Annotated in this window: 11 protein-coding genes; 7 read left to right on the top strand and 4 right to left on the bottom strand. The window is 50.9% G+C overall.

Annotated elements, in window-relative coordinates; all coding sequences use genetic code 11:
• The first annotated feature begins 3 nt into the window (after positions 1–3).
• Together ICL55_RS25495 and ICL55_RS25490 are read left to right on the top strand one after the other, a co-directional pair.
• Positions 4–3264, top strand: coding sequence for a SusC/RagA family TonB-linked outer membrane protein (locus ICL55_RS25495; RefSeq protein WP_223151590.1), 3261 nt, complete (start codon positions 4–6; stop codon positions 3262–3264).
• On the top strand, positions 3261–5030 hold the full coding sequence (locus ICL55_RS25490) for a RagB/SusD family nutrient uptake outer membrane protein (RefSeq protein ID WP_223151589.1): 1770 nt from the start codon (positions 3261–3263) through the stop codon (positions 5028–5030). The genes ICL55_RS25495 and ICL55_RS25490 overlap by 4 nt, the downstream gene beginning before the upstream one ends.
• Positions 5031–5111: 81 nt before the next feature.
• On the opposite strand, the gene ICL55_RS25485 is transcribed toward ICL55_RS25490, so the two are convergent.
• Both ICL55_RS25485 and ICL55_RS25480 read right to left on the bottom strand, forming a co-directional pair.
• On the bottom strand, positions 5112–5876 hold the full coding sequence (locus ICL55_RS25485) for a rhamnogalacturonan acetylesterase (protein WP_188102790.1): 765 nt from the start codon (positions 5874–5876) through the stop codon (positions 5112–5114).
• Positions 5877–5894: 18 nt separating this feature from the next.
• Positions 5895–7304 carry a Gfo/Idh/MocA family protein gene (locus tag ICL55_RS25480; protein ID WP_188102788.1) on the bottom strand — a complete coding sequence of 470 codons (1410 nt, stop codon included), beginning with the start codon at positions 7302–7304 and terminating at the stop codon, positions 5895–5897.
• A 130-nt stretch (positions 7305–7434) separates the two neighbouring features.
• On the opposite strand from ICL55_RS25480, the gene ICL55_RS25475 reads away from it, so the two are divergent.
• The 5 genes from ICL55_RS25475 (at position 7435) to ICL55_RS25455 (ending at position 11922) form a co-directional block, all read left to right on the top strand.
• Complete coding sequence (locus ICL55_RS25475) at positions 7435–8646, top strand: Gfo/Idh/MocA family protein (RefSeq protein WP_188102785.1); 1212 nt, start codon at positions 7435–7437, stop codon at positions 8644–8646.
• Positions 8647–8948: 302 nt separating this feature from the next.
• On the top strand, positions 8949–9767 hold the full coding sequence (locus ICL55_RS25470; RefSeq protein WP_188102783.1) for an AraC family transcriptional regulator: 819 nt from the start codon (positions 8949–8951) through the stop codon (positions 9765–9767).
• A gap of 100 nt (positions 9768–9867) precedes the next feature.
• Positions 9868–10551 carry a hypothetical protein gene (locus ICL55_RS25465; protein WP_188102781.1) on the top strand — a complete coding sequence of 228 codons (684 nt, stop codon included), beginning with the start codon at positions 9868–9870 and terminating at the stop codon, positions 10549–10551.
• A complete protein-coding gene (locus tag ICL55_RS25460) occupies positions 10548–11483 on the top strand; it encodes a c-type cytochrome (protein WP_188102779.1) in 936 nt (311 codons plus the stop codon). Before ICL55_RS25465 ends, ICL55_RS25460 begins: the two co-directional genes overlap by 4 nt.
• Positions 11484–11508: 25 nt before the next feature.
• Positions 11509–11922: a DsrE family protein gene (locus tag ICL55_RS25455; RefSeq protein ID WP_188102777.1), complete on the top strand. Its 414-nt coding sequence runs from the start codon at positions 11509–11511 to the stop codon at positions 11920–11922.
• 62 nt (positions 11923–11984) lie between these two features.
• Here ICL55_RS25455 and ICL55_RS25450 read toward each other — a convergent pair whose 3' ends face one another.
• Positions 11985–14630 carry a hypothetical protein gene (locus tag ICL55_RS25450; RefSeq protein ID WP_188102775.1) on the bottom strand — a complete coding sequence of 882 codons (2646 nt, stop codon included), beginning with the start codon at positions 14628–14630 and terminating at the stop codon, positions 11985–11987.
• Entirely contained in the window at positions 14627–15139 is a 513-nt protein-coding gene (locus ICL55_RS25445; protein WP_188102773.1) for a DUF4402 domain-containing protein, read from the bottom strand. The genes ICL55_RS25450 and ICL55_RS25445 overlap by 4 nt, the downstream gene beginning before the upstream one ends.
• Positions 15140–15142 lie beyond the last annotated feature (3 nt).

The following is a 15142-nucleotide window of genomic DNA, read 5'->3' as shown; positions in this document are numbered from 1 at the left end:
GTCATGATGTATAAAAAGGATTTTACCCAACAACTCACCGCCGTGTTCGTCTGTATGATGCTGTGGCTGGCGCCCGCCGCCACAGCACAGTCGCAGGGAAGCACCATAACGGGAACGGTTACTTCAGCAGAAGATCACCAACCACTCATAGGCGTCACCGTTAGATGGAAAGGCACCCCAACAGCCACTATCACCGACGAAAAAGGCCGTTATAAACTGAAGCTACCAGCTGTCGCCGACAAGCTGGTTTTCTCCTATACCGGCCATGTCAGCCGGGAAGAGACTATTAATCGCCGTGCGGTGATTGATGTGTCTTTGGCGATGGAAACGAAAAACATCAGCGATGTAGTGGTAGTAGGTTACGCTACTGTCAGACGAAAAGACCTGACAGGCGCAGTATCTTCCGTTAATGCCAAACAGCTGAAAGACATCCCGGTCAACTCCGCGGCGGAAGCGCTCACCGGCCGCCTGGCCGGCGTACAGATCACCTCCTCAGAAGGTAAGCCCGGCTCAGACTTCACCATTAAAGTACGGGGCGGCGGGTCCGTTACACAAGACAATGCGCCACTTTACATCATCGATGGTGTGCAGGTGGAAGACGGATTTGCCGGCATCGCGCCACAGGACATCGAATCTGTAGATGTACTCAAAGATGCTTCCGCTACGGCCATATACGGCGCCCGCGGCGCCAACGGCGTCGTGATCATCACCACCAAAAACGGGAAAGAAGGCAAAACAATCGTCAGCTACAACGGCACCGTCGGTATACGACGCCTGCCTAAAGCGCTGAAAGTACTCTCTCCTTATGAGTTTGTGCTCTATCAATATGAAAGAAGCCGCGGCCTCTCGGCAGACAGCCTCTCTTTCGCCAATATCTACGGGGAAGATCTGGAGAAATACAAGTCCATTCCCACCATCGACTGGCAGGAAAATGTCTTCGGCCGCAAAGCACTGATGCAAACGCATAACGTCAGCATCGCCGGTGGTACCAACAGCACACGGTTCAACCTCTCGTATACCAACAATCAGGAAGAAGGTATCATGCTCGATGCAGGATTAAAACGTAACCTCCTCAACTTTAAACTGGACCACAAAGCCAACGACAAATTACGTATAGGCCTCAACGTAAGGTACAGCGATGAAACTATCAGCGGCGCCGGCTCTTCCAACGAAGGCGCATCCGCATATAACGGGCTGCGACACGCCATCAAATACCGTCCTTTTAAACTTGATAATAGCAACGCGGAAGAAGAAGACGACGTGGATTATTACAACGACACCAACGCCGGCAACGGTCTGGGTATTATTAATCCCGTACTGCTCAGCAATGCGCAATACCGGAGAAGATATACCCGCATATTCAACATCGGCGGTTACCTGAACTACACCTTCAGCAAAAATTTCTCTTTCCGTTCCACGATCGGCTACGACCGCAACAGCCAGGAGCTGAATGCGTTCGATGGCTCCGTCACCTCCAATTCGAGGCTCAATGGCGCCAACCTGCCGCTTATCAGCAATATACTCACCCATCGCAGCTCACTGAACAACGCTAACGTACTCACTTACGCGAACAGAGCAAAAAGTGGTCATCATGTGAATGTGTTGCTCGGAGAAGAAACCTACACCACCACGTCCAATATGCTGGACAACGAGTTGCGTTACTTCCCCGCGGGCATCACGCCGGAGAAGGCTTTCGCGCAGTTCAACCTGGGGCAGACGGTACCGCTCTTTCCTAAAACGACGGTGCTCGAAAGCAGCCTGCTGTCTTTCTTTGGAAAAATCAACTACGACTATCAGGACAAATATCTATTCAGCGCCAGCCTCCGTGCAGATGGTTCCTCTAAATTCGCGCCCGACAAACGCTGGGGATACTTCCCGTCGGCAGCGCTCTCCTGGCGGGTATCACAGGAAGCGTTTATGCGCGAGGTACATGTCATCTCCGACCTGAAACTGCGTGTGAGTTATGGCCTGTCCGGCAACAACCGTATCGGCGACTACCTCTACCTGAACACCTACGCCGCCAATGCGCAATATGCGCTCAACGAACAGATCACCCCTGGTTATGCCGCTAACAGTCTGGCTAACAAAAACCTGAAATGGGAAACTACCGTGTCACGCAATATCGGGCTGGATGCAGCTTTCTTCAAAGACAGGCTGCAATTCACCGCAGATGTATATGACAACAAAGTAAAAGACCTGCTTATCCCCATCCGTATTCCCACCAGCTCAGGTTATCTGGAACAATTGCAGAACGTAGGTACCACATCCAACAGGGGCATAGAGCTGCAACTGGCCGCCACGATCATACAGAAAAATGATTTCAGCTGGACTTCCACATTCAACATCGCATTCAACCGCAACAAGGTGGAATCACTTTCCGGTTACCTGACACAGTTCTATAAAAACTCCGGCTGGGGCATCTCCGGACAGCCGGCCGATTTCATTGTCAGGACCGGAGAGGCGGTGGGCTCGATGTATGGGTTCGTAAACGATGGCTTCTACACGCTGAATGATTTTAACTATGACGCCAGTACGAAAATATACAGCCTGAAACCAGGCGTCACAGACGTATCCTCCGCCATCGGCGTCGCCCAGCCCGGCTGGATGAAACTAAAAGACCTCAACGGCGACGGCATCATCGATGAAAGCGACAAAACCATTATCGGCAATGCCAATCCCCAATACAGCGGCGGCCTGAATCAGCAGTTCGTATACAAAAATTTTGATCTGAGCGTTTTCCTGAACTTTGTGGTCGGTAATAGTATCCTCAATGCCAACAAAGTGGAATTTACCAATGCCTACTCACGCCATACCAACATGCTGGGCATCATGGAAGACCGCTGGCGCACCATCGACAACAACGGAAAAGTAATACAGCAGGTGATCACCGTAGGTGGCAAACAGGTAGTCACCGGCGCGTCCCCTGAGGAGCTGGCCGCTGTGAACAGCGGCGCCAATATCTGGATGCCCATCTCCGGCGCCGGCGCTTTCTATCCTACCTCCTGGGCCGTGGAAGACGGCTCCTTCCTGCGGATAAATAATATCACCATCGGCTATACGTTTCCGTCCAGATGGTTGAGCAGGGCGAAGATCGGCAGCCTGCGGATTTACGCCACCGGCAACAATCTGGCCGTGCTTACCCGTTACACCGGTTACGATCCTGAAGTCAATTCCCGTCGTTCCACACCTATTACGCCGGGAGTAGATTATGCCGCATATCCGCGCAGCCGCTCTTTCTTTTTTGGTTTAAATCTGACATTATGAAGATGATGAAGATAGCTTACTACACAGGATGTATCGCCATATTGACAATGACCGTTTCCTGCAAGAAATTCCTCGACAAGGAACCTTCCTCCGCTTTCGACGAGCGGTATATCTTCAGCGACGTGCCCAACGCCACCAGCGCCGTTATCGGCGCCTATGAGCCTCTCACCCACCAGCAGGCCTATGGCAGTAGGTTGAGCCTCATGTATCCCTACGATAATGATGAAATGATCGGTGTCACCAACACCTCCGCGCCGGACAACAGCTCCCGCGATCTTTCCCGCTACAACCTGCAAGCCACCAATGCACAATTGCCCGGCCCTTTTCAGCAGCTGTACGTTGGCATTGAACGCGCTAATACCTGCATCCGGAACATTCCGGCCATGGACCTGTACAGCAAAGGCAGCGCCACCGAACAGCAGCAGTTGCGCCGGCTGCATGGTGAAGCGCTTACCCTTCGCGCCCAGTACTACTTTGAACTGATCCGGAATTGGGGAGATGTGCCCGCACAATTTGAACCGTCTATCGACCAGCCGGATTTGTTCCTTCCCAAAACGGACCGGGATACCATCTATCGCCGTATCCTCAACGACCTGAAACTGGCCGCGGAACTGGTACCCTGGCGTAACGAGCCAGGCGTGGCGGCAGACGAAAGAATCACCAAAGGAGCCGTGAAAGGCTTACGCGCAAGGATAGCGTTGTTCAGGGGAGGCTATTCCCTGCGTCGTGCTTCACGCAAAATGGAACGTACCGCAGATTATCCGGAATACTACAAAATGGCACGCGACGAATGCGCTGACATCATGCAGCGTCGCGACAAACATACCCTCAACCCTGTCTTCCAGGCCGTATTCAAAGACGGACTGGATGCCTACAAACAGGACCCGTACGGAGAAGTGATGTTTGAAATAGCCATGGCAGTGGGATTGACAGGCAACCTCGGCTATTATGACGGTCCACGTTTTTTTGTGGCCGGCAATACCGGTCAACTGGGCAACAGTTCTATCCGCATTATCCCCACCTATTTTTATTCCTTTGATTCGCTGGATACACGCCGGGATGTAACTGCGGCGCCTTATTACAACAACGCAGACAAAACGAAAACGGTGCAAACGATCGTGAATATGGTCAGCGGAAAATTCCGCGCCGACTGGATCACACCAGCGCCCACTACCACCGCTCAGCAGCTGGGTATCAACTGGCCCGTACTACGCTTTTCCGATGTACTGCTGATGTTCGCGGAAGCAGAGAATGAATTAAACAACGGCCCTACAGGTGCTGCCATAGCGGCTTACGAGGAAGTAAGAAAAAGGGGCTTTAAAGGCAATGAAAATAAAATCGGACTGACACCGGGCACCAAAGAAACTTTCTTTCAGGCACTGGTGGCCGAACGCTCTTTTGAATTTGGAGGAGAAGGCATCCGCAAGTATGATCTCATCCGCTGGAATCTTCTCTATCAAAAAATACAGGAAACAAGGGCCAACTATACGAAGATGATGAACCGCGAACCACCCTACAACAATCTTCCACAGGTAATGTATTACAAAACCGGTTCTGCCACTGTGATATGGGGCAACTCTCTGTACCAGCCTACCCCCGCTACCATTCCTACCGGGTATGCAAAAGCCAACTGGACCAGCTCCATCACCACCAGCTGGATAACCAACGTGGCACAGCTTTTCACACCCAATCGCAGTGAGTTGTTACCGATACCACAAACATCAATCGAAGCCAATCACAAGCTAACACAGGATTACGGATACTAATCATTTTGATATTTTTTTATTGATGTGCGAAGATAGAAACGAATAAAATCGCTTTGGTCTTCGTACATCAATAAAAAAATATCAAAATGAAAAAATCCCTAAATTTTTAAGTTCTGCCAAAGCCACTTCCGCTACTTTCGTAGCACCGTATTCACTCATATGGGTATCATCTTTTTTACCATCCGGTAGTTTGGGGAAGATACCCGGTTGGATGTGCAGGAATAATTTTTTGGAGGCTTCCGGTCCATAGCTTTCCAGCAGTGCTGCGGATTTTCTATTCAGGTCTACCAGGGGCACTTTCATTTCAGCAGCGATCTCCCGCACCACCGCAGGGTAATCGCCGTGTGTATTTTCTATTTTGCCGTTGCTGTCAAATTTCCGGCGAACGATGCAGGTAAACAGAACAGGGAGGCCCTTTTTGTTTCTTACTTCGTTTACATAATTGACCAGGTTCTGACGGAAGGTAGTATGGGGATCGGTATGCCGGGCGGTATCCGGCTTCTGATCATTAGGTCCAAACATGATGAACACATAGTCGCCCTGTTGTACGCTGTCGATCACCTTTTGCCAGTATCCTTCTGTGCGAAAGCTTTTGGAGCTTCTGCCGCTGCGGGCCGCATTATGTACTTCCACGTATGGCGGGAAAAGGGTACGCGCCATCTGCATCCAGCCGCGGATGGGATACAGGCTGTCGCCCCCAAATCCGGTAAGGTACTGTTGATCATAGTCGCACATGGTAGAATCACCGATGGAGAAGATGCGTACTTTCTTTTGCTGAGGCAGGAAACTACAGAGCAGCAGCCCCATAGCCGCCAGCATAGCCCTTGTGATCTTGGTGAATCGCATGAAGTATATTTTTGTTGATCAGATGATTTTGGTAGTGCCTCCTTTCGCGAGTGTAATGTCCACCGGTTGATTGGTTTTCCATGATCCACCGGTGAAGTCCGGCACGTCGATGGAATTGGAGCGATGCGCTACCGACCATTCGCTGAGCGGACCGATAACGCTCCATAAGGCAGCGTCGTACACATCAATATCCAGCGGCAGCCCGTTACGCAGGCAGTCGATCGTGCGCCAGTCCATCAGGAAATCCATGCCGCCATGGCCGCCAAACTTACGGGCCATCTCCCCTATCTGCCGGGTGATAGCGGGTTCAAACTTCTCCGTCAGCGCCTTGTATTCTTCCGCAGTAGCCCAGTTGTCGCCGATGGCAATCCGTTCGGGAAGCGGGTATTTCTGGGCGGTGGCTTTGGTACCACTGACCGTGTGGATGCGGGAATAGGGCCGCGGGGAAGTCACATCATGCTGTATCATGATGGTGCGTCCTTTATTCGTCCGGATAGTAGTGGTGTTCATATTTCCCCGGAATGACTTACCCACATAAGGCTGATAAAAGGGATCAGTTGCCGCCAGTTCTTTTGCCATTTTACCCATCATAAAATCGTTGCCGGACATAGAAGTGAGATATTCCATTTTATCGCCCCTGTTAAGGTCCATGATCTGGCTCACCGGGCCCAGGCCGTGGGTAGGGTAGAGATTGCCATGCCGCACATTCTCTTTCAGTCGCCACATCTCCCAGTATTTATCTTTGGAGAAATTACCTTCCAGCAGATCGTGTATGTAGGCGCCTTCGCAGTGTATGATATCACCGAAGAAGCCCTGGCGGGCCATATTCAGGGTCAGCAGTTCAAAGAAATCATAACAGCAGTTTTCCAGTATCATGCAATGCCGGCGGGTACGTTCTGATGTTTTCACCAGTTGCCAGCATTCATCCACCGTTTTGGCGGCCGGCACTTCCACGCATACGTGTTTACCGTGCTCCATGGCAAAAACTGCCATAGGCGTATGCAAAGCCCATGGTGTGCAGATGTATATCAGGTCGATGTCCGGGCGCTCGCACATTTTTTTCCAGGCTTCCGGTTGGCTGGTATAAACATCCGGTTTGAACCCCGGCACAGATGCCAGTTGTTTCCGGACGGCGTCTACTTTCTCCGGGCGCAGATCGCAAAGGCCTTTGATGTCCACCCCTTCAATATGGGCCATCCGTTTTACAGCGGCAGGGCCCCGGTTGCCCAATCCGATGAAGCCGATACGAACTTTGTCCAGCTTCGGTGCAGCGTAGCCGGACATATTAAACGTTTGGGAATAGCTGCTTTTCTCATAGGCGGTATACGCGTCTTTTGCATCGGCATAGCCTTTGGTGATACCACTGCCGGTAAAGCCAAGGCCCAGCAGGCCGGTTAGTTTCAGGAAATTTCTGCGGTTCGCTTGCATGGGTGGTTTGTTTTCACATTAAATATAATCACTGGCGAAGAGCAATGCCAGTCCCCCGCCAGATAAAAGAGCGAGAACGTTCTCGCTCTTTTATCTCCCACAGGGTATTTAATTGATTATTTTGTAGGATATGCAAGACCACCATTTTACCCGTAGAAAGTTTTTATATACCGGCGCTGTGGCACTATCCGGTGCCATGTTAACCAACGCCTTGCCTGTCATAGGGCAGACAGTCGCAGCCCCCTTAAAAATCGGCATGATCGGCACGGGCAACCGCGGCAGCGGTATCGCCAAACTATTGCAGAAAATGCCCGGTATGGAACTGATAGCCTGCTGCGATGTGATACCTGCGCATTTACAACATGGCCTGTCGCTCGCCGCCAAAGGCGCCAAAGCGTATACCGATTACCGGCAGCTACTGGAAGATAAAAAGGTGGAAGCCGTGATCATCGCCACACCGCTCTCTTTGCATTACCCTATGGCCAAAGATGCACTGAATGCAGGTAAACATGTATATCTCGAAAAAACCATGACTTATGATATTCCACAGGCATTGCAGCTGGCCGCTCAGGTGCGGAAAAGCGGATTGGTTTTACAGGTAGGTCACCAATACCGCTATTACGATCTCTATCACCGGGTAAAAGAAGTGATCGGACAAAACTGGCTGGGGAAAGTCACCCATTTTGAATGTCAGTACCATCGCAATGCCGATTGGAGAAATCCTGTTACCGATCCGGCCATGGAGCGGCTGATCAACTGGCGCATGTACCGCGAATACTCCGGTGGCCTGATAGCGGAATTGTGTGGGCATCAGATCGATATGGTGAATTATCTGCTGGATGCGCATCCGCTTCGCGTAGTGGGCATGGGCGGCATCGACTACTGGAAAGACGGCAGGGAAACGTGGGATAATGTGCGGACGGTCTTTGAATATCCCGATGGTGTGAAAGCCAGTGTTTCTTCCATCCTCAGCAATGCTTACAAGGGCTATTCCATCCGGGTGCTGGGCAATCGTGGCACTATCGAAATACAGCGGGACAAAGCATTTGTATACAGTGAAGAAGGAAAGAAGGAGCTGGCCGTGGTAGATGGCGTTACCGGCGCCACCAAAACGGACCAGACGGGAGAAGGTGTGCCACTGAAATTCGGTGTTCCCGGGCAACCACAGCCGGAACCCACCACTTCTGCGCTGCTGGCTTTTGCAGAAAGTATCCGTAAAAATATTCCTCCCGCCTCTAATGCGGAGACGGGTAAGATAGCCGCCATAGCCGTACATATGGCCAACAAGGCCATAGAAACGGGCGTTAGTCAATCGTGGCAGCCGGCATACGATCATGCGTAATAAAGCCTTTCCCCTTCTTCTCCACGAAAAAAAATCTTTGCGCGCTTTGCTCCCTTCGTTCCTTTGCGTGAAAAAAATTCTTTACGCACTTTGCCCCCTTTATTTCTTTGCGTGAAAAAAATTCTTTGCGCACTTTGCTCCCTTCGTTTCTTTGCGTGAAAAAAAATTCTTTGCGCGCTTTGCTCCCTTTGTTTCTTTGCGTGAAAAAAATTCTTTGCGCGCTTTGCTCCCTTTGCTTCTTTGCGTGAAAAAAATCGGATCTTTGCACCAGATCTCACTGTGCCCCAAAGAAACCGATACCTATGTTCAAGGTGCAAACATTCCGGCCTCATCAGCGGCTTGGCGACTACCTGCTTCCATGGCAGATGATCACGTGTGATTTTCCCGCAGAAGAAGTCAGATATCTGACTGTTCTCCCGCATTTTATTCAAAGCATGTGGTTCAATGCTGGCCCGGACCGTACCCTGTATGATGTGATCGGACAGGAGTATTTATCGCCCGCCGTGCTCACCGGCCCGCGCAGCAGTGTCAGCGAATGGCGCATTAGCGGCGATATGCGGCTGCTTGCAGCGCATTTCCGACCCGGCAGCTGGTCGAGGCTGTTCAACATCCCCGCAGCCTTATTTTGCGATCGTTGCTTCGATTTATCATCGCTGTTGGGTGCCGGTGTAGCCGCGCTGCTGACAAACATCCATGCCTGCGACCATCCCCGGCAGCAGGTACAGTTGCTGGAAGCCTGGCTGCTGGAGCAGCTGACAGGCACGCCGAAAAATATTTGTAACCTCGAACAGGCCATGCAGCTCATCCTTGCCGCGAATGGCAATATTACCATCCGGCAACTGGAAACACAGGTATTCCTCACCAAACGCACGCTGGAAAGAGCCTTCATCGATCAGACAGGATTGCATCTGAAGATGTTCTGCCGGTTGGTCCGCTTCAGAAAAACGATCGATTACATGGTGCGGATGCGGTATCCACAATGGAGATTGCTGGCGCATAAAGCAGGATACTGCGATCAGACACATTTCATCAACGAGTTTCGTTATTTCACGCACCGTTTACCGCATCAGTTCTCTGATTTTCTTCCGCAACACCCCTCCGATTTTGTCACTTTTATCTGATAAGTGCCTGGTGTGTTTTTTTACATTTATAGTATCTCTCTTCAGGTATTTTTAACCATATCCTGGTTGAAGCCAAACGATAACCTCAAAATTTAAAGTTATGAACCATACACCAAACGGGGGTACCAACCGCCGCGACTTCCTCGGAAAAATGCTGGCAGGCGCCACGATACTGAGTATTCCTTCTTTCGCAGGACTGGCGCAGGAAAGCAAGCATATGAGTACCAGTAATACGGATGCATGGACCAACAAGATCAAGGGCAAGCACCGGATCGTAATAGATGTTCCGCGGCCGCATGAAATTTTTCCTTTTGCCTGGGCAAAAGTTTTTCTGTTGACCAACCAGGCCACCGGTACGCCGGAAAAAGACTGTTGCGCTGTGATGATATTAAGACATGAAGCTATTCCTTACGCTATGAAAGATGAGCTGTGGGAAAAATACAAGTTCGGTCAGTTGTTTAAAGTGGATGACCCTAAAACAAAAGCACCGGCTGTCCGCAATCCTTTCTGGATGCCTAAGCCGGGGGATTTTAACGTGCCGGGCATTGGTAACGTGGACATCGGTATTAACCAGCTACAGGCCAGCGGTGTATTGTTTGCCGTGTGCAATATGGCCATCACCGTGTACAGCGCTGTCGTTGCCAAAGAAATGTCGCTCGACCCTGTGGCGGTTAAGAATGAATGGCTGGCAGGTGTTTTACCGGGTGTAGATGTAGTGCCGTCAGGCATGTGGGCTATCGGACGGGCACAGGAAAAAAACTGCGGTTACTGTTTTGCAGGATGACAAACCAACAATGGCATCTTACTTTTCTGATGGGGCTGTTCACCGCCCTGTATAGCTGCCGCCGGGCAGGCACGCTGGAGGAAAAATTATGGCAGGCACCGGATACCACCACCATTCCACACACGTCGGCAGGCGATATGGTACGGTATGGCCGGTCGTTGATAGCCCATACCGCGCAATATCTCGGGCCTCAGGGCAGCGTTGCCAAAATAAGTAACGGCATGAACTGCCAGAACTGCCACCTCGATGCCGGCACCAAGCCGTGGGGTAATAACTACGGCAGCACCGCCTCTACCTATCCCAAATTCAGGGCAAGGAGTGGCACCGTGGAATCTATCGCCAAAAAAGTAAATGATTGTTTTGTAAGAAGTCTCAATGGCGCTGCCCTCGACAGTAACAGCCGCGAATTACAGGCTATCATCGCTTATATCCGGTGGCTGGGAAAAGACCTGCCTAAAGGCTATAAAACACCCGGCAGCGGCATCCGTGATCTGCCTTACCTGCCGGTGGCCGCCGATACCGGCAAAGGCAGCATTGTTTTTCTGCAGCAGTGCCAGCGATGTCATGGCGCCAACGGTAATGGTCTGCGGCTGGCCGGCGCTTCGGAATACCAGTATCCGCCGCTGTGGGGGACTGGCAGCTATAACACCGGCGCCGGACTATACCGGCTGTCCCGATTTGCAGGGTACGTAAAATATAACATGCCGCTGGGCACCGATTATCAGCATCCGATACTCAGCGATGAAGACGCGTGGAATGTGGCCGCATATGTCAACTCACAGCCACGGCCAGTGAAAGCCTTTCCGGCCGACTGGCCCGATATCCGCACCAAACCGCCTGATCACCCCTTCGGCCCTTTCAGCGACACCTTCCCTGCCACGCAGCATAAATACGGGCCCTTTGCTCCTATTGCGCGACAGCATAAAAAATAATCCGTTTCACCTAAAACAATCTGCTATGAAAAAGCTGCTTATCATCCTCACGTTTTTACTGACCAGTATGATCTGCTTTGCACAAGCCGATTATAAAGTGATCTTCGATATCACCAGTAAAACGCCGGAAGCCCAGCAAACCCTGCTCCGTCAGCTGAACGGCATCCTGAAAGGCGCTCCCGATGCACAACTGGAAGTAGCGGTATACGGCGATGCGCTGGATATGGTATTGAAAGATAAATCCACCGTAGCACCAGCCCTGAGCGAGTTAATCAATAATCATAAAAATGTGAACTTCAAAGTATGCGGCGCCACCATGAAAAGGAACAACAAAAACGCCAGTGAACTGCTCCCTGGCGTGCAGGTAGTACCCGACGCCATTTATGAGATCATTACCAAACAACGGGAAGGATGGGGCTACATTAAAGTGGCGCATTAATTTCGTATATTCATCTATGTTATACACAACGCCGGCGCCACACGCCGGCGTTTGCATTGTGCCTATTCCGTTTTCTTCAATATAAAATCCAGCTTGTCCACAACATCCCCATCTGTTTTAAACCGTATCTTCAGCGGAAGCTGCGCCGGCTCCGCCTTCAAACCCAGCCTGTTGAGTTGTGCAGCATCCGGTTTTATCGTATAAGATCCGGGCTGCAAACCCATATAATTAAAGGTCCCATCACCCTCGGTTTCTATATTAACTACCGGCACCGTATCATTTCTGAAAACACGGAGCGTAATACGTCCCGGTCCCCTGTTGCTGTCTTCTCCTTCCAGCCGAAGCCGACCAGACACTTCAGCCACCACACTGATCGGTATTTCTACCAGCTTCATCTGGTTGGGGTCTACTGCAACGCTCAGCGCTGGTTTACGGATTTGCCAGGCGATATTATCAAAACTATTTTTCACCAACCCTATAAAATAATATTCATAGGGTTCCAGGTTGATGATACGTACCGTGGTGTCGCCCGCCTGATGTAATATCCTGCCACCGGTACAATTTACTTTGAGGCCCGGCACTTTAGGTTCTCCCGGATCACGCTGCTCATTGCCGTTCATATCCAGGAACGGCACCAGCAGTATCCCGCCTGTCCCTACACTGATGCGGTTGCTGAAACCAACAGAACGGGAAACATCGTCATAAACAAGACTACCTCTGGCAGATTCCACCAAAGTGGACATATTGGTGCCCTTCCAGGCAGAAAAACCAATCTGCGAGAAAGAAAAATCATACCGTAGGCCCAGCCCCACATTGGTGATCTCGCTCTTATAATTGTGTTCGAAGAAAGCGTTCACATAACCATGCCGGAACACATATTTACCTACTTCTCCCCGCACGGTCATCAGACTGGCGGTGTTGTATTCATATTGCACCTGCGGGGTGACGAGCAGGTTCCAGGGCGCCCGGTAGGTAACGGCGAAATTGGTATATACAAAAGCCGGCGCTGGTTTGATGAAGATAGCGTAGGTATTGATATTGAATCCTACCCGCTGGATAGCGCCAGACAACAGCCAGTCAAGCGTGGCATACTGCGTTTCCGGTAAAATGATCTGGTTGAAGGTCAGCCTGTTGAACATCGTTATCTTCCTTGTCAGAAAAGGTTTTGACAATACAATCTTTCTTTCTTCCAGATAATTGTAGATGATGGCCTGCTGCCCTTTTTTGTATTTAGTGTAATATAATTCCAGCTGCAGATTGGACGGCATTCTGTAGGTTAGTATCCCGCGGCCTCTTACGCCGTAGGTATATTCTCCGGACAATAATAAGTTAGGCGCCAGCCGGGCAGACGCCATGACAAAAGGCATCGTTTTACCCCTGGAAATGGAAGACAGATATTCCACACCTGCACCGACTGTGAGATGGCGGGTAGCGCCGTAATTGGCCTGCAGCCGGGAGAAGAAGCTGTTGTGCCCGTCCTCTACCATACCGGCACTGGCCGTATATTCAAATTCCTGTTTCGGCAGAAAGTTGAACGGAATGGAAATATTCTCTTCCCGAAAACGCTCCTCTCCCCATGGCCCGAAAAAACGTAGCCGCACGACTGAATTACCATATACCAGCGGCACCTGAAAAGTATAAAAACCGGCCACATCAGCCACCGTGTAATCTACCAGCACATTATTCACATACAGTTCTACGGTCCATCCCGGCTCTGTATAATTGCTGATGGTATAGGCGCCGAAGGAACGCCTGTAGGAAGTGGGCGTATTGGTAAGCTGAACACCCACAATAGGATCAAATATAGATGCGATGGAAGGCACGAAGATCTTACCGGCAATGATCTGTCGTAATGCTTTGTTATCATTGTTCACATAACGCCAGCGGTAGTATTGCCTGCGCTGGTCAAAGGGTCTTATCAGCGCACTGTCATGAACATAGGCCCATTGTTGCTCCGCATAGTTATTATAATTCAGGGAGACACTGGTCTCCCCTCCCAGCAACATCCCTCCCAGCGACAGGTTCAGCCAGGTATCATTTCCACCGCCTTCCGGCCGTTGCGTGGAAACAACAGACCAGTCGGCGGTGCCTATGCGGAATATAGGATGCCGCGGTCCGATGATCGTATCTGCTTTTCGTTGTCCTTTCAAAAGGCCAATGTTGCGGCGCATTAGCTCCTGCTTCATTTCCCTGATGGCCGGCAGCTCCTGTTGTGTATGCAGCCTGACGGAAAGCGACCGGAAATTAAACCGGCAATCGAGCCCGAATATGGTGCCAAAGCAGGCCGTCCGCAGATACAAAGCGCTATTGGTGACAATGATATCTTCCTTTTTAAGCGGGAAATTTTTCCCCTGATATTGCACCGCATAATTTTTAGCATCGATGAGAAAAGGTGCTTTTTCGGTGATAAAAAAACCAGTGACAGTATCCATCCCCGGCGCCACCGTGTTTCTTATCTTCAAAAAATCAAAAATATCCCTGACAGATAAATAAGCGGAATCGTTGTTAACAACGGCAGGTATCTCCTTTCCGCCAATTCCCTGTACGATCACAAATATCGACGTTTCATAAAATACCGGATCTGGCTCGCCGGGTCCGGCTGCCTTTGCAGCAAAACAGGACAACAGTCCCACCAACGTACAGATGATCAACACCCGCATCAGACCGGCCAGGTCACAATAGGTTATATGTACGCCTGCTAACTTCATTCCTGAACAAACGTGATGGTGAACACACCGCTATAAGAGCCGGAAGGGTTCGCAGCCGGAGGTCCTACGGTAAGCGTACCTCCTATCCTTACTTCATTTCGTGCCGGTGGCACTACGGTAGTTACAAATGAGCTGCCTGTACTGGCGGCACCTATATGCAGCCTCACCGTGCCGCCATTGCTGCCGGTAAGCAGTACGTCCGGCCCGTTTAAGATGGATACTACTGTTCCGGGATTGGCTACGATCTCAAAGATGGCAGGGGAAAAAGGATAACCCATGTTCGCCTGTATTACGCTGCCGGTAACTGCCCGTGAGCCATCCGGATAAACGATCACCGTACCTCCCGACAAGCCCTGAAAGAAAGCCCCGAAAATAAGTCCCTGTGCAGGGTTCACATACACGGCAATTGGTCGGGGAGGCGACTCCTGTGCCACCACCGCCTGCGCCGCCAGCAACAGCATCGGCAACAAAAAAAACGGCCTTCCGCGATGGGTCCTGCTATCTGACATAAA

Origin of the sequence: Chitinophaga varians (genome assembly GCF_014529945.1) — a bacterium.
Taxonomy (GTDB): domain Bacteria; phylum Bacteroidota; class Bacteroidia; order Chitinophagales; family Chitinophagaceae; genus Chitinophaga; species Chitinophaga varians.
The sequence above is the reverse complement of the archived record's forward strand: the minus strand, read 5'-3'. Positions and strand labels throughout refer to the sequence as shown.